The organism is Pseudomonas sp. MPB03, from assembly GCF_046605385.1.
GTDB classification, from domain to species: Bacteria; Pseudomonadota; Gammaproteobacteria; order Pseudomonadales; family Pseudomonadaceae; genus Aquipseudomonas; species Aquipseudomonas zanjanensis.
On the sequence record NZ_CP176770.1, the window covers coordinates 1,635,624 to 1,653,299 of the forward strand.

Annotated in this window: 16 protein-coding genes; 3 read left to right on the forward strand and 13 right to left on the reverse strand. The window is 60.3% G+C overall.

What is annotated here, in order from left to right; all coding sequences use genetic code 11:
• Positions 1-45: 45 nt before the first annotated feature.
• Both ACLH0I_RS07185 and ACLH0I_RS07190 read right to left on the reverse strand, forming a co-directional pair.
• The gene (locus tag ACLH0I_RS07185) at positions 46-720 is read right to left on the reverse strand and encodes a COG3650 family protein (protein ID WP_411387471.1); all 675 of its coding nucleotides are present in this window, start codon (positions 718-720) and stop codon (positions 46-48) included.
• A gap of 218 nt (positions 721-938) precedes the next feature.
• Entirely contained in the window at positions 939-1,538 is a 600-nt protein-coding gene (locus ACLH0I_RS07190) for a short chain dehydrogenase (protein WP_411386671.1), read from the reverse strand.
• 104 nt (positions 1,539-1,642) lie between these two features.
• Between ACLH0I_RS07190 and ACLH0I_RS07195 the strand changes: the two genes are divergently transcribed.
• Complete coding sequence (locus ACLH0I_RS07195) at positions 1,643-2,557, forward strand: LysR family transcriptional regulator (RefSeq protein WP_411386672.1); 915 nt, start codon at positions 1,643-1,645, stop codon at positions 2,555-2,557.
• 164 nt (positions 2,558-2,721) lie between these two features.
• Here ACLH0I_RS07195 and ACLH0I_RS07200 read toward each other — a convergent pair whose 3' ends face one another.
• The 9 genes from ACLH0I_RS07200 to ACLH0I_RS07240 all read right to left on the reverse strand — a co-directional run bounded on the left by ACLH0I_RS07200 (position 2,722) and on the right by ACLH0I_RS07240 (position 10,430).
• A complete protein-coding gene (locus tag ACLH0I_RS07200) occupies positions 2,722-3,201 on the reverse strand; it encodes a DoxX family protein (RefSeq protein WP_411386673.1) in 480 nt (159 codons plus the stop codon).
• Entirely contained in the window at positions 3,198-3,956 is a 759-nt protein-coding gene (locus ACLH0I_RS07205) for a DUF2063 domain-containing protein (RefSeq protein ID WP_411386674.1), read from the reverse strand. Before ACLH0I_RS07205 ends, ACLH0I_RS07200 begins: the two co-directional genes overlap by 4 nt.
• Positions 3,953-4,822, reverse strand: a complete 870-nt coding sequence (locus ACLH0I_RS07210; protein ID WP_411386675.1) for a DUF692 domain-containing protein — start codon at positions 4,820-4,822, stop codon at positions 3,953-3,955. Before ACLH0I_RS07210 ends, ACLH0I_RS07205 begins: the two co-directional genes overlap by 4 nt.
• Before the next feature lie 25 nt (positions 4,823-4,847).
• On the reverse strand, positions 4,848-5,153 hold the full coding sequence (locus tag ACLH0I_RS07215) for a DUF2282 domain-containing protein (RefSeq protein ID WP_411386676.1): 306 nt from the start codon (positions 5,151-5,153) through the stop codon (positions 4,848-4,850).
• Positions 5,154-5,429: 276 nt separating this feature from the next.
• Positions 5,430-6,131 carry an ABC transporter ATP-binding protein gene (locus ACLH0I_RS07220; protein ID WP_053119042.1) on the reverse strand — a complete coding sequence of 234 codons (702 nt, stop codon included), beginning with the start codon at positions 6,129-6,131 and terminating at the stop codon, positions 5,430-5,432.
• The gene (livG, locus tag ACLH0I_RS07225; protein WP_053119044.1) at positions 6,132-6,899 is read right to left on the reverse strand and encodes a high-affinity branched-chain amino acid ABC transporter ATP-binding protein LivG; all 768 of its coding nucleotides are present in this window, start codon (positions 6,897-6,899) and stop codon (positions 6,132-6,134) included. It abuts the gene before it with no gap.
• A complete protein-coding gene (locus ACLH0I_RS07230) occupies positions 6,896-8,152 on the reverse strand; it encodes a high-affinity branched-chain amino acid ABC transporter permease LivM (protein WP_186708461.1) in 1,257 nt (418 codons plus the stop codon). Before ACLH0I_RS07230 ends, livG begins: the two co-directional genes overlap by 4 nt.
• Positions 8,149-9,072: a high-affinity branched-chain amino acid ABC transporter permease LivH gene (livH, locus tag ACLH0I_RS07235; protein ID WP_014336891.1), complete on the reverse strand. Its 924-nt coding sequence runs from the start codon at positions 9,070-9,072 to the stop codon at positions 8,149-8,151. Before livH ends, ACLH0I_RS07230 begins: the two co-directional genes overlap by 4 nt.
• A gap of 230 nt (positions 9,073-9,302) precedes the next feature.
• Positions 9,303-10,430 carry a branched-chain amino acid ABC transporter substrate-binding protein gene (locus ACLH0I_RS07240; RefSeq protein ID WP_250963251.1) on the reverse strand — a complete coding sequence of 376 codons (1,128 nt, stop codon included), beginning with the start codon at positions 10,428-10,430 and terminating at the stop codon, positions 9,303-9,305.
• A gap of 339 nt (positions 10,431-10,769) precedes the next feature.
• On the opposite strand from ACLH0I_RS07240, the gene ACLH0I_RS07245 reads away from it, so the two are divergent.
• Positions 10,770-11,075 (forward strand): DUF2288 domain-containing protein, encoded by a 306-nt coding sequence (locus ACLH0I_RS07245; protein WP_014336893.1) that lies wholly within the window; start codon positions 10,770-10,772, stop codon positions 11,073-11,075.
• Between the two features lie 284 nt (positions 11,076-11,359).
• On the opposite strand, the gene ACLH0I_RS07250 is transcribed toward ACLH0I_RS07245, so the two are convergent.
• A complete protein-coding gene (locus ACLH0I_RS07250) occupies positions 11,360-13,537 on the reverse strand; it encodes a hypothetical protein (RefSeq protein WP_186708465.1) in 2,178 nt (725 codons plus the stop codon).
• A 184-nt stretch (positions 13,538-13,721) separates the two neighbouring features.
• Positions 13,722-15,911 carry a putative bifunctional diguanylate cyclase/phosphodiesterase gene (locus ACLH0I_RS07255; RefSeq protein ID WP_411386677.1) on the reverse strand — a complete coding sequence of 730 codons (2,190 nt, stop codon included), beginning with the start codon at positions 15,909-15,911 and terminating at the stop codon, positions 13,722-13,724.
• 289 nt (positions 15,912-16,200) lie between these two features.
• Between ACLH0I_RS07255 and ACLH0I_RS07260 the strand changes: the two genes are divergently transcribed.
• Complete coding sequence (locus ACLH0I_RS07260) at positions 16,201-17,550, forward strand: spinster family MFS transporter (protein ID WP_053119054.1); 1,350 nt, start codon at positions 16,201-16,203, stop codon at positions 17,548-17,550.
• The last annotated feature ends 126 nt before the right edge of the window (positions 17,551-17,676 follow it).

Sequence of the window (17,676 nt, forward strand, 5' to 3'; positions counted from 1 at the left end):
CTGCACCAGGGCGTGAACCGGCGATTATAAGCCAAAAGCGGTGAATCAGTCGTCGCGCGCGCCACCGAAGTAGGCGCAGCCGCGCTGGACTTGGCCGTTGACCCGCAATTCGGCGCTCATGTGCTGCACGCTGCCAGTGGCGCTGTCGACACAGCGTGCTGGTGTCACCCAGAGTTCGACCTTCTCGCCGTTGGCTTCGGTGCCGAGGTTGAAGCGGCCATCGCCCAATTGCTCTTCGACATAAGGCACTGCCAGTGGCGGCTGACCTACGCGATCCAGTACCAGGCCCTTGCCGCTGGCCGTGAGGGTCCATTCCGGACTGTGGCCCGTTGCGCGCAGAATCATGCGTTTGAAGTCAATGTTGTCGCAAATGGTCCCCGAAGGTTCCAGGCGATACAGTTGCTCGACGTCCAACTGGCTGTCGGTACCGGCCGATGCGCTGGAAACGATGCGGCCACGCAGGTCGGCAAACAATTTGCCGCTGTCGTCCGCCAGGGTGGCGGCTTGCTGCAGGACGCTGGTGCCGCCGGCGTCATTGACGATGTAGCGGCGCTGTTCCTGGCAGGGCTGGAACATCAGCTTGCCATCCGCCGCCGTCAGTTCGCCTTGCATACGCGTTTGCCCGGCATGGGACGCGCTCTGGCGCGGCGCTTCGAGCAACTGGCAGCCGGCGAAAAGCGGGAGGAGGGCGACAAACAACAGGGAACGAGCGGCACGCATCATTGGGTCTCCAGACAAGTGTCGCCACGTTACTCAGACTGATCCCACATCACAACCCATAGGAGCGGTGTAGGAGCGGTGTAGGAGCTGTGTAGGAGCTGTCGAGTGCAACGAGGCTGCGATCTTTCCCCCGGCAATTGAGTCTTGATTGAAAGACCAAAGATCAAAAGATCAAAAGATCGCAGCCTTCGGCAGCTCCTACACGAGTAGGTGATCGGTCAACCCACGTGAAACGTCTGACCGGTTTGCAAGCCTTCGACGCTCTTGGCGTAGGCCAATGCCACGTCCACTGCAAGTACGGGCTTGAAGCCGCGGAAATAAGGCGCGTATTTGTCCATGGCTTCCAGCAGCACGTTCGGGCTCACCGAGTTGACCCGCATGCCCCGTGGCAACTCGATTGCCGCAGCGCGCACGAAGCTGTCCAGGGCCCCGTTGACCAGGGCCGCCGAGGCACCACTCTTGATCGGATCGTGGCTGAGCACGCCGGTGGTGAAGGTGAAGGATGCGCCATCATTGGCGAATTCGCGGCCGATCAGCAGCAGGTTGACCTGGCCCATCAGTTTGTCTTTCAAACCCAGGGCAAAGCTGTCTTCGGTCATCTCGGCCAGGGGCGCAAAGGTGACGTTGCCGGCGGCGCAGACCAAGGCATCGAAACGGCCGGTCTTCTCGAACATAGCGCGAATCGAGGCGCTGTCGCTGATATCCACTTGCAGTTCACCGCTGTGACGGCCGATCCGAACGATTTCGTGGCGGGGCGACAGTTCGTTATCGATGGCCGAACCGATGGTGCCGTTGGCGCCGATCAACAGGATTTTCATGAGCTGTTCCTCAATGGGTTGAATGAGTTTTCAGTCTAGAGGGGTTCTTTCCATTGATAATCATGCTAATAGGCAACCTTTGGTTTTCATTTGGAAACAATCCAATGAGCGAAATGGATGACCTGGCGGCATTTGCCGTGTTGATAGAGGCCGGCAGTTTCACCTTGGCGGCCCAGCAGTTGGGGTGCAGCAAGGGCCAGTTGTCCAAGCGTATCAGCCTGTTGGAGAAGCGCTTTTCAGTGGTGCTGCTGCAACGCACCACTCGGCGCTTGAGCCTCACGGCGGCAGGGGCGGCGTTGTTGCCCCAGGCCCAGGCATTGTTGGTGCAGGTAGAAAGGGCGCGTCAGGCATTGGCGCGGTTGAAGGATGACATCTCCGGGCCGGTGCGTATGACGGTGCCGGTTTCGTTGGGCGAAACGTTCTTCGAGGGTTTGTTGACGGAGTTCGCTCGCACCTATCCCGACGTGCAGATCGAACTGGAGCTCAACAACGGTTACCGTGACTTGAGCCGCGATGGTTTCGACCTGGCGATCCGTTCCGACGCTGCCATCGATGAACGGCTGGTGGCCCGGCCACTGCTGGCGTGGCACGAAATGACCTGCGCCAGCCCGGCCTACTTGGAGCGTTACGGCGCACCCGGGACGCCCCAGGCCCTGGCCGAGCACCGTTGCTTGCTCAACAGCCACTACAGCGGTCGGGAAGAATGGCTTTACCACCAGCAACACGAATTGCTGAGGGTCCGCGTCTCGGGGCCGTTCGCCAGCAATCATTACAGCCTGCTGAAAAAAGCCGCCCTGGCTGATGCCGGAATCGCCCGGCTGCCGTCGTACCTGCTGCATGAAGAGTTGGCTGACGGACGCCTGCATTGGCTGCTGCGCGATTACCAGACCCGGCGCATGCCGATGTACCTGGTGCACCCGTACCAGGGCGGCCTGCCCAAACGCACCCAGGTGCTGGCCGACTACTTGATCGACTGGTTCAAGCGCAGCGGCGAGGCGTTGGATCGACTGCAGCGATAGTCCAGCCATTGGTCAGTCCCGGTGGGATGCCTGGATTTTTCGACCTGTCTAGTTCCCCTGTGGGAGCGAGCTTGCTCGCGATGGCGGTGGCCCATCCGGCATTTGTGCAAGCTGACCCACCGCTATCGCGAGCAAGCTCGCTCCCACAGGGTTCTCCGACAGGGTCAGGCGTGGGCGTAGCGCTTGGCAATTCCGTGATCGATCGACAGCAGCCCCGGCCCACGGGCCATCAGGTAGAGCAAGACTGCTGCCCAGGTGCCATGGGTCGGGTAGGCGTCCGGGTAGACGAACAGCTGGATGGTCACGGTCATGCCGAGCAAGGCCAGCGCCGAAAAGCGTGTCGCCAGGCCAAGCAGGATCAGGATCGGGAACACATGCTCGGCTGAGGCCGCCAGGTACGCGGCCAGTTCCGGCGACAGCAGCGGCAGGGCGTATTCGCTTTTGAACAGGGGAATGGTCGAGTCCGCCAGGTGCGGCAGGCCGATCTGGAAGGTGCCATCGAGCAGGTCGATGGCCAGGCCTTCGATTTTGGTCTGGCCGGATTTCCAGAACACCGCGGCAATCGAGAAACGTGCAACGAAGGCGATCAGGCTGTGGGGGATTTTCTCCAGCCATTGAATGAAACCGGCAATCAGGGCGTTCATGGAGACACCTGTTCGGCGAGGAGGTGAGTGATGGCCTGGTGACGGATGAGGCCCGCCAGGGTGTGTTCCAGGTCGAGGTCGTTTGAGGCTTCAATGGCTGCAATCAGGGACACCCCCTGTTGCAGGGCCGTGATAAAGCCATGGGCAGCGTGACTGATCGCAAACACCTTCACGTCCAGGCCGTGGCGCAGCACCAAGGCGTTTTGCGCGGGGAACGCTTCGAACGGCACCGGCGTCTGGTGCTGATGGGCGGCCCAGATCGTCACCACGGCGAAGGGCGATTGCAGCAGGCGCAGTGACGGGTGGAGCCCAATCTTCAGGTGCCCCGCCAGCGTGGGGGACGACAGCGCCTTTACAATTTGTTCTTCCGCCATGGGCTCGGCGTCGGCGGCATGCCAAGCTTGTAGATGCAGTCGCTCCAGGCGAGCGACGTCCGTCAGGTACGGCACGCTGGCGGCGGGTTCGAAGTGTTTGATGAACTCGGCAAAGTCGTCCCCGTAGTCGCTCATCACCGGGCTTCGCGGCGCTGTCGATTGGACGTAGACCCCGGCCATGGCCCGAAAGAATTCCTCTCCCACCAGATGCACCACCACCGGATAGTTGTCGGCCAGGGCGTTGATCAATGAACCGAGCACGTTATTGCGGTACACCGCGAAACGGCTTTCCGGGGCCGCGCCGTTGGCGCTGACCAAGCCGGGCGGACACGCTTTGCGCGGGTCGAGCAGGGCGGCGGTGAAGGCGTGTTGATTGCTCATGACCGTGCTCCCGTGGCACTCAACAGCCGATCGGCCTGTCGCGCTTCGGCCAGCAGCACCTCCCACGCAGGAACGTGGTTGTCGCGCTCGATCAAAGTGGCCACCGGCCCGATCCGCTCCAGCACCTTGAGATACAGTTGCCAGACGGCGTGGTCGACGGGGGCGCCGTGATCGTCTATCAGCAGGCGCTCGCCGAGGCTGTCGGTGTCTTCGGCAAAGCCTGCAAGGTGAATTTCGCCGGTCGCCTGCAAGGGCAGGGCATCGAGGTAGGCCAAGGGGTCGCGGCAGTGGTTGATGCACGAAACGTAGACGTTGTTCACATCCAGCAGCAGGCCGCAGCCAGTACGGCGGATCACTTCGCTGATGAAGTGTGGCTCGTCGAGGGTCGAGGCTTCGAGGGCCAGGTAGGTGGCCGGGTTTTCCAGCAACAGCACGCGTTTGAGGCTGCTCTGGACCTGATCGATGTGCTGGCAGACGCGGTCGAGGGTTGCTTCGTCGTAGGCCAGGGGGAGCAGGTCATTGAGGAACACCGGGCCGTGGCTGGACCAGGCCAGGTGTTCGGAAAAAGACTGGGGCTGATAGCGTTCGATCAATGCGGCCAGGCGCTGCAGATGCGCAACATCCAGCGGCCCCTCCCCACCGATCGACAGACCGACACCATGCAATGACAGCGGGTACTGCTCGCGTATCCGCCCCAGGAAGTAATGAAGCGGCCCGCCCGCCACCATGTAGTTTTCCGCGTGCACTTCGAAAAAGCCCAGATCCGGTCGGGTCTGGAGCACTTCACGAAAATGCTCGCTCTTGAGCCCCAGCCCCGCCTTGGGCGGCAACCGGCTATCAAGGGCGAGGGAAGGGGTCTTCAACATGGTGACGGGCCTCAGGCAGTTGCGATCAGGACTTGGCTTTGAACGCTTCGAGCTGGCCGAAACCGGTCGGGGAAGTTTTGCTCTCCAAGGTGGTGCAAGTGCCTTTTGGCACCGATTTCCAGGCGTTGCCCTGGTAATCCATTTTTGCCGTACCGGCGCAGGTGGTGCCGGCACCGGCGGCGCAATCGTTCTTGCCTTTTAGGGCAACGCCGAAGCATTTCTCCATGGTGTCGTCGGCTGCGTGGACGGTCGAGACGGCTGTCATGCTCAGGGCAGAACCCAGGGCCAGGACCAGGGCGGTGGCGGACAGGGTGCGGGTCGAAGCAGTCATGGTGATTCTCCAGTCTTCAGGGAAATGAACCGGCGTTAGTGCCGGTCTACTGAACTAGAGGAGGGAGATGGGAAAGCGTTACAGCGTCTGCAGATTTTTTTCGGTTTTCCCCACACCCGTGGCGAGGGAGCTTGCTCCCGCTGGGCCGCGAAGCGGCCCCAAGGTGTTGCGGTCGCTGCGCAACCGAGCGGGAGCAAGCTCCCTCGCCACAAAGGCACTCATTTTACGAAGGGCAAAAAAAAACGGCCCGAAGGCCGTTTTTTTCATTGCGCAGACTTAACCGCCCAAGTACGCCTCGCGCACTTTCGGGTCGGTCAGCAAGGCTTCACCGGTGCCTTGCATCACCACGCGACCATTCTCCAGCACGTACGCCCGGTCGGCGATTTTCAGCGCCTGGTTGGCGTTCTGCTCCACCAGGAACACCGTCACGCCATCCTTGCGCAGCTGTTCGATGATGTCGAAGATCTGCTGGATGATGATCGGTGCCAGTCCCAGGGACGGCTCGTCGAGCAGCAGCAGCTTGGGCTTGCTCATCAGCGCACGGCCGATGGCGAGCATTTGCTGTTCGCCGCCGGACATGGTGCCGCCGCGCTGGGTAAAGCGTTCTTTCAGGCGTGGGAAAAGGTGCAAGACCTTGTCCATCTGTTCCTGATAGTCGCCCTTGTCAGTGAAAAAACCGCCCATGGCGAGGTTTTCTTCCACGGTCAATCGGGCAAATACCCGACGGCCCTCAGGCACCACGGCGATGCTCTTGCGCATGATCTGCGCCGAGTCCTGGCCCACCAATTCCTCACCCATGTAGCGGATGCTGCCGCTGTGGGCCTGGGGCGAACCGCAGAGCGTCATCAACAACGTGGATTTGCCGGCGCCGTTGGCACCGATCAGCGTGACGATTTCGCCTTGGCGGACCTCGACGTTGACGCTGTGCAGGGCCTGGATCTTGCCGTAGAAGGTGGAAACGTTTTCGAACTGCAGCATTTACGCTTCCCCCAGGTAGGCTTTGATCACTTCAGGATTGTCGCGGATCTGCTCCGGCGTGCCGTCGGCCAGGGGCGTGCCCTGGTTGATCACGACGATGTGGTCGGAAATGCTCATGACCAGCTTCATGTCGTGCTCGATCAGCAGCACGGTGACGTTGTGCTCCTCACGCAGCACGCCGATCAGCGCCTTCAGGTCTTCGGTTTCCTTCGGGTTCAGGCCGGCGGCCGGTTCGTCGAGCATGAGGATCCGCGGGCGGGTCATCATGCAGCGGGCGATTTCCAGGCGCCGTTGCTGACCGTAGGCCAGGGTCCCGGCGGTACGGTTGGCAAACTCGGTGAGGTTGACCTTGTCCAGCCAGTACTCGGCGTATTCCATGGCCTCGCGTTCGCTCTTGCGAAACGCCGGGGTCTTGAACAGGCCGGCAAAGAAGTTGGTGTTCAAGTGACGGTGCTGGGCGATCAACAGGTTCTCGACCGCTGTCATGTCCTTGAACAGCCGCACGTTCTGGAAGGTGCGCACCACGCCCTTGCGGGCGATGTGGTGACCGGGCAGGCCCTGGATGGGCTCGCCGTCCAGCAGGATGGTGCCGCCAGTTGGCTGGTAGAAGCCGGTCAGGCAGTTGAACACGGTGGTCTTGCCCGCGCCGTTCGGCCCGATGAGGGCAACCACTTGCTTCTCTTGCACGGTCAGGGCTACGCCGTTGACCGCCAGCAAACCGCCGAAGCGCATGCTCAGGTTTTCGACTTTCAGGATCTCGCGGCTCATTTGCGCAGCTCCATGTGGGGGCGTTGCATAGGCAGCAGACCTTGAGGACGCCAGATCATCATCAGCACCATCAAGGCGCCGAACATCAACATGCGGTATTCACTGAATTCACGCATCATTTCCGGCAGCAGGATCATCACGATCGCCGCCAGGATCACGCCCAGTTGCGAGCCCATCCCGCCCAGTACCACGATGGCAAGGATGATCGCCGACTCGATGAAGGTGAAGGATTCCGGTGTCACCAGGCCCTGGCGAGCAGCGAAGAAGCTGCCGGCAAAACCGGCGAACGCAGCGCCGAGGGTAAAGGCCGACAGTTTGATCACGGTGGGGTTGAGACCCAGGGCACGGCAAGCGATTTCGTCTTCACGCAGCGCTTCCCACGCACGGCCGATCGGCATGCGCAGCAGGCGGTTGATGACGAACAACGCGGCCAGGGCCAGCAACAGAGCAACCAGGTAGAGGAAGATCACCTTGTTGATCGAGCTGTATTCCAGGCCGAAGTACTCGTGGAAGGTCTGCAAGCCTTCGGCGGCTTTACGTTCGAAGGTCAGGCCGAAGAACGTCGGTTTCTCGATGTTGCTGATGCCGTTCGGGCCACCGGTGATGTCGGTCAGGTTGCGTAGGAACAGGCGGATGATCTCGCCAAAACCCAGGGTCACGATCGCCAGGTAGTCGCCGCGCAAGCGCAGGACCGGGAAACCCAGCAGGAAACCGAAGGTGGCGGCCATCATCCCGGCAATCGGCAGGCAGATCCAGAAGCTCAGGCCGAAGTAATGGGACAGCAGCGCGTAGCTGTAGGCGCCGACGGCGTAGAAACCGACGTAACCCAGGTCCAGCAGGCCGGCCAGGCCTACGACGATGTTCAGGCCCAGGCCCAGCATCACGTAGATCAGGATCAGCGTGGCGATGTCCACCGCGCCGCGCGAACCGAAGAACGGCCACACCAGGGCCACGACGATCAAGCCCAGCACGATCCAGCGCTGGGTGCTCGGCAGGGTCAGGAAGTTGCTGGCCTTGGCCGGCATCACCGGCAGGCCGGGCGAAGACTTCCACGCCGCGCTGATCTGCGTGCTGAACAGCACGCGCACGAACATCAGCAGCGAGCACACGGCGATGGTCGCCAGGATGGCCGGGCTGGTGCCGTGCACTTCCAGGTTGATGCCGACGATGGTCAGTTTAAGACCCAGTACCGGGTAGGCCACGGCCCAGACCAGCAGGGCGCTGAAAAGCGCCGATTTGAGATGCCTAGTCATACTTTTTCAACCTCCGGGCGGCCCAGGATGCCGGTCGGCCGGAATAACAGAACCAGAACCAACAAGCCGAATGCCACGACGTCCTTGTACTGGTCGCCGAAGATGTCGGCGCCAAAGGCTTCGGCCACGCCCAGCACCAGCCCGCCGAGCATGGCGCCGGGGATGCTGCCGATGCCGCCCAGTACCGCGGCGGTGAAGGCTTTCAGGCCCACCAGGAAGCCGGCGTTGGGGTTGATCACGCCGTATTGCATGCTCAACAGCACCGCGGCGATGGCGGCCAGGGCCGCACCGATGACGAAGGTCAGCGCGATGATGTTGTTGGTGTTGATGCCCAGCAGGTTGGCCATCTTGATGTCCTCGGCACAGGCGCGGCAGGCGCGGCCCAGACGGGAACGGGAGATGAACAGCGTGAGGCCGAGCATGGCGACCAGGGTCACCACGAACACCACGATTTGCATGTAGGAAATCAGCACTTCATGTGCCCCGCCTGGCCCGATGGCGAAGTTGCCCGGGATCAGGTTGGGAATGGATTTGTCCTTGGAGTCTTGCGAAAGCAGTACCGTGTTCTGCAGGAAGATCGACATACCGATGGCGGAAATCAACGGGATCAGACGGTTGCTGCCGCGCAGGGGGCGGTAGGCGATCCGTTCGATGCTGTAGCCATAGGAACTGGTGACCACGATGCTCGCGATGAAAGCCGCGGTCATCAACAGCGGGACACTGTCGAGTCCCATCATGGCCAGCCCGGCGATGGCGATGAACGCCACGTAGGAGCCGATCATGTAGACCTCGCCGTGGGCGAAGTTGATCATTCCAATGATGCCGTAGACCATCGTATAGCCGATGGCGATCAGGGCATACGTGCTGCCAACGGTCAGGCCGTTAACCAGCTGCTGGAAGAAGTGATAGATGTCAGGCATTACAGCGCTCCTAAAAACCTGATACGCATTTCACTGGTGGAGTCATTTTCCCGCCCGGGCCCCATGGATCTGCATCCACTTCGGACTCGAGGTTTGCCAGCGAACCGCTGATGACGGTTTTGAGATTTTCAGGTGGGGAGACTGGCGGATCACGCCAGCGCGGCCCAATACATTTAAAACAAAGCCCACGGCACGCCGTGGGCTTTATTGGCAGTCAGTCAGGCCAGGCCTTACTGAGGCGAAGCTTCGGTTTTAGGTTTGCCGAAATGCCACTCGTAGACCACGAACTTGAAGTCCTTCAGGTCGCCGTTCTTGTCGAAGCTCAAGTCACCGGTAGGCGTCTTGAAGGTGCCGGCGTGGATGGCTTCAGCCACTTTGGTCGCGTCTTCGCTCTTGGCAGCCTTGATCGCGTCGGCGATCACGGTCACAGCGGAGTAGGACGGGAATACGAACGGACCGCTCGGGTCTTCTTTCTTGGCCTTGAACGCATCAGCCAGGGCAACGTTGGCCGGATCCTGGTCGAAGGATTTCGGCAGGGTCACCAGCAGGCCTTCGGAAGATTCCTTGGCGATTTGCGAGATGGAGTCGTTACCCACGCCTTCCGGACCCATGAACTTGGCCTTCAGGCCTTTTTCCTGGGATTGACGCAGGATCAGGCCCAGCTCCGGGTGGTAGCCGCCGTAGTAGACGAAGTCGACGTTGGCTTGCTTGAGCTTGGCGATCATCGAGGAGAAGTCTTTGTCGCCGGCGTTCACGCCTTCGAAGACGGCCACTTTCACGCCTTTGCCTTCGAGGGTTTTCTTCACGGCGCTGGCGATGCCTTCACCGTACTGCTGCTTGTCGTGCAGGACCGCAACGATCTTCGGCTTGACGTGGTCGGCGATGTAGTTGCCGGCCGCTGGGCCTTGGGCGCTGTCCAGGCCGATGGTACGGAAGATCATCTTGTAGCCGCGAGCGGTGATGTCCGGGCTGGTGGCCGCCGGAGTGATCATGATCACGCCTTCGTCTTCGTAGATGTCGGAAGCTGGCTGGGTGGAGCTGGAGCACAGGTGGCCGACCACGAACTTGATGCCGTCGTTGACGACTTTGTTCGCGACCGCGACCGCTTGTTTTGGATCACAGGCGTCATCGTATTCAACGGCGACCAGTTGCTTGCCGTCGACGCCGCCCTTGGCGTTGATCTGTTCGATGGCCATTTTCGCGCCACTGAACTGCATGTCGCCGTATTGGGCTACAGGGCCGGTTTTCGGGCCGGCGATGCCGATCTTGATGGTGTCGGCGGCAAACGAATGGCTGGCAACCCCGGCCAGAACCATAGCGGCAAACAGTTTGGAAATCTGCTTAGTAGCCTTAGTCATAGTGCTCCACTCATGCTGTTGTAGTTTTTATAGTCCTGGCGCCGTAGCAGCAGAACCGGGTCAGATATCTTGGATACCCTCGCGGAAAATGCCCCCGGCAACTGTACCGGTACAGTGTAGAGCGCCGATTGTTGGCAAGGGAAGCTGGCGCTTGGGGGCAAAACCTGGGGGTGTCGCTTAATTGAAAGAAAAAGACAGAATAGCGGCGGGGGTTGTCCGGTCGTTTCGGCAATCCTTGGCTTTCCTGCGCTTTTCAATCGGTGTTGCAATTGCTACCGGGTTTTTCTGCCAGACCACCGACGTTATCATTCGCGCCGATTTCTTTTCCGGACAGTTCCCATGAATCAAGAACCTAGCACCCTCTATGCCAAGCTGCTTGGTGAAACCGCATCCATCACTTGGAAAGAGCTGGAGCCGTTCTTTGCCAAGGGTGCCCTATTGTGGGTCGATCCGGCACTGGATCTGATCGCCGCCGCCGAGGCCGTTGCCCAGGACGAAGGTACCAAAGTCGCCGCCTGGCTGGCCGCCGACCAGCTCGCCAAGCTGTCTGAAACGCGGGCGCTGGATTTTTTGGAGCGTGATCCGCCGCTCTGGGCGGTAGTGGTTTCGCCCTGGATTATGATCCAGGAAAGGGCGTCGAATTGATCGATGCACCAAGTTGGTTCGCTCGTTGGCCTGATGGAAAGTGTGTAGGTGAGTAGCGTGATGCCAGCCTGCCGTGGCGAAACGCCACAGGGCAGGGTGACGTATACGTAACGGGAACAGTTCATTGAGCAGCCTTTGGGCTGCTTAATTGTTTCTGGATGTTGTTCAAGGTAGAGATTCAAGACCGCTATCGCGAGCAAGCTCGCTCCCACAATGAGCCTGTGCACAAAACCTGTGGGAGCGAGCTTGCTCGCGATTTGGGGCGAAACGGTTTCAAGCCAGCCTCAATAAGACCTGCCCGTATGGTTATTCAGGGAAATAACCTTGGTCTTGCCAATCCGGTGACGGTAAATCTCGCGCAGGTACTTGATCGACTTCTTAACGCAGTCCCGGGACAGGCGGATGTCGTTGATCGAGACAAACTTGTCCTTGTCGTTGATCAGCTCACGGTACTTCTTCTCATACATCGGCTTGATCGCGTACCAGTTGGTGTCGAGGATCTTCGCCGGGTTCTCGAACTCATTGAGCAACTCGTCGATGCGGGCTTCGTCGAAGTCTTCATTGATGATGAAGTCCAGGATCGAGTTGTCCAGGGTCTCGTCGAAGCGGTACGGGGTGCGGGCGAAGCAGCGCTTGATGAACGCCACGATCAGGGTCAGGAAGTCATCCGACAGGCACGGGCTCTTGGCGATCAGGGTGGTCAGCGACAGGTTGGCCGAGGCGCCGATCACCAGCGCGTAGCGCTTGAGCGTGGTATTGGGAAACAGGCTGTTGAGGTGGGTCTTGAGCCGGTTCAGGTCCATGTAGGACAGCTTGTAGTCCTTGGGCAAGGAGACAATGGACACCACCGACGAGCAATTCTTGAAGAAATGCAGGTCGTGCAACGCGGCGGCGTCGTAGCCGGAGTTCTTGTACTGCTCCAACGAGGCACGGTAGCGCTTGGATTCGATGGGCAACAGGCTGATGCCTTCGATGGCCTGGGTGACTTTGTTGAAGTGCGGCAAGTCGATGGAGCGGAAGAACAGGTCGTCGATGTTCAGGCGCGGCGGCTCTTTCTCGAACACCTTGAACTTGTCGCCGCTCGGCGCCGGGGTTTCCGGGACGACGGACTCGGCGTAGGCAATCGCCACCGGGCCGGCCAGGCTCATGAACAGGTCGTTGGCGTCCAGGCGAATGGTTTCGCCGATGTCGATGCCGGCGCGACGGAAGTAGTTCTGGTCGTAGTCGGTGGTGACGGCCTGGGCCGTCAGGATGTTGAAGATCTGCTGGGAGATGTACTGGTTGGCGTGCTTCTCCATGGCATTGACATCAATGTTCTGGATGTTGCCGTCATCGCTTTCTTCGGCGTAGCGCATGATGTCGTTGGAGATCAGCATCATCGCGTTCCACGGGCGAATGCGCCCCATGACGCTGGCTTCGCTGCTGTCTTCGTTGGCGAAGTTGTACGAGAAATCCCATTCTTCCGACAGGTACTTGCACAGCAGGCGTCCGGCGTTGATGTGCAGCGCCTCGGACATTTCGCTGCGATGGTCGGAAATGTTCGGCAGCACGCAGATGCCGCTGGTGAAGATCGGCTCGAAGACGAAGGAATGACCGCTCTTGCTGTCGTGCTCGTCCATCGGTTTTGTGTCGAACGTCTTGTTCATGTACGAATATTGCTGGGCCAGGCCGAACTCCGAGGCCATGCCCGAACCGGTACCGCCGCCGGCGCTGAAGATCGAGAAATACAGGCGCGACTGGTTGGCCTTGATGCCGCAGCTGTCGATCAGGTACGAGTGGATCATTTTCCAGTCGGGGCTGGAGAAACGCTGGGTGTCCTTGTTCAGGATGATCTTGGCCAGGTACTGGCCGAGGATCGGCGCGTTACCGGCGCCACCGGCGTGGACTTCCGACAGGTCCATGATTTTCATTTTGCTGTAGTCGCGCAAAAAGCCGCTTTTCTCGCCCTTGCGCGAGAAACGGATGCGCCCGGCGATGTCCTTGTCCAAGTCGCCGAGCATGACCAGCGGTTCCACCAGGAATACCGGTTTGCTGGCCTTGCTGGTGCCCAGGCGCAGGTTGTTGCGGATCCACTGTGCGGGGCTGTAGCCCTTGTCGCTGTAGCCTTTGTCTTCGGCGTTGAACTCGTTGAGGTAGAACTTGCGGGCGTTGTATACCAGCTCGGCCACGTCCAGGGCGATGTTGGAGCCGCAGCGACCCAGGCCGATCAGGCACACCGACGGGAACTCCTGCTGGGCACGGTCGAATTCGTCGTCCACCAGGTGCGGTGGGCGCGGGAACACGGTGTCACGCAGGCCATCGAGGTTGTCGAGGATACGGTCGGTATTGGTTTCGGTGAAATACAGGTACTGCTGGGTCGACAGAGGGCGCGGAGGGGGCGATGGCTTCGAGACTTCAGGGCCGTTGGCGGCCGGGCTCAAGGTCAGATCGGATACCGCAGTGGCTGTTTTTTTTGAGGTCATTGTGCGCCGTATGCCTGTAGTGGTCGGCTCGGCGACAAGCTGTCATCGAGTCATCACGGAATGGGATCGCGTCTTCCTGCTGCGCGAATGTGGCCCCAGCGTCAGGGGCTGGCCTGAACGTCCCTGGGGAGTCCTTCAATCATGTTGAATCGGCCAACATTCGTTGTTCTTTAATCAATGAAGGCTAAATGATGGCGGTGACGTTGTTCATGTGCGTGCGTTGATTGATTTCGGTCACCACTGCCGGCAATTCAGCCAGCGGTACCGGGCGGCTGAGCAGGTAGCCTTGAATGAAGTCACAGCCATGGCCTTCGAGAAAGTCATACTGCTCGACGGTTTCGACGCCATCGGTGGCGACTTGTAAATGCAGGGCATGGGCCATGACGATAATAGCCTGGACGATTTCCATGTCCTGGGGCGTCGTGGCAATGTCCTGGATGAATGAACGGTCGATCTTCAACGTGTCCAGTGGCAGGCGCCTGAGGTAGGACAGGGATGAATAGCCGGTGCCGAAGTCGTCGATCGACAATGAGACCCCAAGGGCTCGAATCTGCCGCAGCAGAATGAGGGTCTTGGGAAGATCCCCCATCAGCGCGCTTTCGGTCACTTCCAATTCCAGTCGCTGTGGCGCCACCCCGCTGACGCGAAGGGTGTGTTCGATTTCGTCAGCCAGTTCTTCTCGCGCCAGGTTCAGGGGCGAGCAGTTCACGGCGATTCTGAGCGTTGCGCAATCGCAGTGGGACAATGCGCCCAAGTCTTCGCAGGCCTTGCGCAGCACCCAGTTGTCCAGTTCGGTCATCAGGTCGTTGGCTTGCGCGATGCCAACGAACCGATCCGGCGTCAGCAATCCATGTACCGGGTGCTGCCAGCGAACCAGTGCTTCAAGTTTGGTAACACGACCGACTCTCAAGTCATAGATCGGTTGGTAATACAGCATCAACCCGGTGCCTTTGCGCAGGGCGTAACGCAACTCTTCTTCGAGCTGCAGTTCCAGAGTGGCGCGGGTCGTAAGGTGTGGACTGAAAAAATGCAGCCCGTTACGGCCGCTGTCCTTGGACTGGTACAGCGCCAGGTCGGCATTCTTCAGCAGTTCTTCGCATGTCTTGCCATCTTCCGGAAACAGGCTGATGCCGATGCTGGTGGTCATGACCACGCGCCGTCCGGACAATTCGATGGGCTCTTTCATTTTGGACATGATTCGCTGAGCCATCAGCCGCGCTTCTTCACGGTCCTGCAAGCTGGTGAGGAGGCAGAATTCGTCGCCTCCGAAACGCGCCACCACGTCATCCTGGCTGCGCACCGAGGCCTTGATGTAGCTGGCCAGGGCTTTGAGCAGTTCATCGCCGGCATCATGGCCCAGGCTGTCATTGATTCGTTTGAAGTGGTCGATATCGAGAAACATCACCGCCAGCATGCCGCCTTTGCGGGTGTTCTCGATGAGCTTTTCGGCAAAGACCTGGTTGAAGCCGCGGCGGTTGAGCAGATTGGTCAAGGGGTCGTAGTGGGCCACCTGTTGCAGCGACAGACGTGCCTGATCCAGTTCACTGACCAGGGTGTTGACCCGCTGCAGATCATGCTCCTTGTGTTGCAGCTTCTTGTCCGCCAGTGCTGCACCGATGCTGCTGCCGATGATCAGCAGCGTGATCAGCGCGACGGTCAGTCCGATTTGCTGGTGATCGTTGCCGCCGGACGGCGAATGAAGGTTGCCCTCGGGAAGCACCAGGCTGAGCGCCGCCATGCCGGTGAAATGCATGCTGACGATGCCGGCCCCGAGTACCAGGCTGGCAATGTATTTGAGCTGTTTATGGACGATGCCGGTGCCATCGCGCAGGTGACTGGCAATCAGCAGGGCGGCCAGGCTGGCACCGATGGCGATGATGACGGAGAGCGCGAAGAGGGCCGGTTGGTAGTAAATCATCGCATTGGATCGCAGGGCGGCCATGCCCACGTAGTGCATGATCGCAATGCCCAGGCCGATCCACACCGCGGCCTGCAGGTACTGCCGGAATTTCAGCTCAGGGTGGCTGAGGGTGTGCATGGCCAGCCACGAGGCGGTCAGGGCAAATAACAGCGAGAGCAGGGTGGTGGGCAGGTGATAATGGATTTCGATCGGTGCCTGGAACGCCAACATGCTGATGAAGTGCATGGACCAGATACCGCCCGCCAGACAGCCGGCGCCCACCCAGCGCCAGAGCCGGCGGGACGCGGTTTTTGTCACGTTCCCGACCCGTTCGGTCATATCCAGCGTGGCGAAACTGGCCGTGCAGGCCACCAGATAGGCCAGTAACACCAGGAAAGGGTTATGGCTGCAATCGAGTATGACCTGCCCGCTTGCGGGCAGGTCGGTCATGAAATGTAAACCAAGCCACTCCATAGCTCGTTCCATCCCTTGGTAATCCGGCCTTCGCGGTGGGCACTGGCCAGCACGGGTAATGTCAGTGGCGTTGCACGGTATCCAACGTAGCGTAGTAGCATTTTGGTTTCAGGGTTGGAAATAGCGGTTGGAACGCTTGAAAAAACATTGTTGGAGATAACCGCTGCCATGGATGGATATCAGCCCTGCGAATAGTTACAGACAGCGCTGGCGGGCATGACTAGATTGTCGGTTCCGGGCTCGAGCGCGTTGGCAATGAAGCCCCAAAACAATAAAAAGAGACGGACCCATGCAGAACTCGACCCAAGCGGCGAATGCCTGGCGCATTCTGTTCCTGTTGTTCCTGGCCAACCTGTTCAATTTCTTCGACCGCACCATCCCGGCGATCATCATTGAGCCGATCCGCATGGAATGGAGCCTCAGTGACTTCCAGATCGGCATCATCGGCACCGCGTTCACCATCGTTTATGCCATTGCCGGCCTGCCCCTGGGGCGCATGGCCGATAACGGTTCGCGCAGCAAATTGATGGGTTGGGGGCTTGCGGCTTGGAGCGGGCTGACGGCGGTGAACGGCCTGGTCGGCAGTTTCTGGGCGTTTTTGGTGGTGCGCATGGGCGTCGGCATCGGCGAGGCCAGCTACGCGCCGGCGGCCAACTCCTTGATTGGCGATCTGTTCCCGGCCCATCGTCGAGCGCGGGCCATGGGCATTTTCATGCTCGGGCTGCCGCTGGGGCTGCTGCTGGCGTTTTTCACCATCGGCGCGATGGTCAAGGCCTTCGACAGCTGGCGCGCGCCGTTCTTCATCGCGGCGGTGCCTGGGCTGGTGCTGGCGGTGTTCATGTTTTTCATCAAGGAGCCCAAGCGCGGCGCGGCGGAAACCGTGCAGGTGTCCCAGGAAAAGATCGACAAGCCGGTCCGCCGGGTGCTGGCGATTCCGACCTTTCTTTGGCTGGTGCTGGCGGGGCTGTGCTTCAACTTCGCCACCTATGCCTGCAACTCATTCCTGGTGCCGATGCTGCAGCGTTATTTCCTGATGCCGCTGCACGAGGCGGCCGTGGCGACCGGGATCATGGTGGGCGTGACGGGCTTGTTCGGGCTCACCCTGGGCGGCTGGGTCGCAGACAAGATCCACCAGCGCGTGCCCAACGGCCGCCTGCTGTTTGCCGCGTTCAGCCTGGCGATTTCGACGGTCACCACGGCGTGGGCCCTGCATGCCGGGCGCATAGAAATCGGTGTGTTCGTGGCGGTGTTCAGTGTGGGTTGGCTGTTTGCCTATAACTTTTACACCTGCGTCTACACCGCGATCCAGGACGTGGTGGAGCCGCGCCTGCGCGCCACGGCGATGGCGTTGTACTTTGCCGGGCTGTATTTGCTCGGCGGCGGCCTGGGGCCGGTGGTGGTGGGCGGCTTGTCCGACTACTTCGCCCGCACGGCCATGGCGACCGCAGGCGCCCCGCAGATGACCGAAGCCTTCAAGGCCATCGGCCTGCACGACGCGATGTACCTGATCCCGGTGGCACTGCTCCTGACCATGGTGTTCCTGTTCCTGGCGTCACGCTGCTTCGTGCGCGATGCCAAGCGGATGAAGGATGGGATGAGTGCAGTGGTGGTGCCGGAGGGGGTGGTGGCGACAGCCTAGTGAGATTTTGTGACAACGATGCTTTTGTGGCGAGGGAGCTTGCTCCCGCTCGGTTGCGCAGCGACCGCACCATTTTTGGGGCCGCTTCGCGGCCCAGCGGGAGCAAGCTCCCTCGCCACAGAGGTG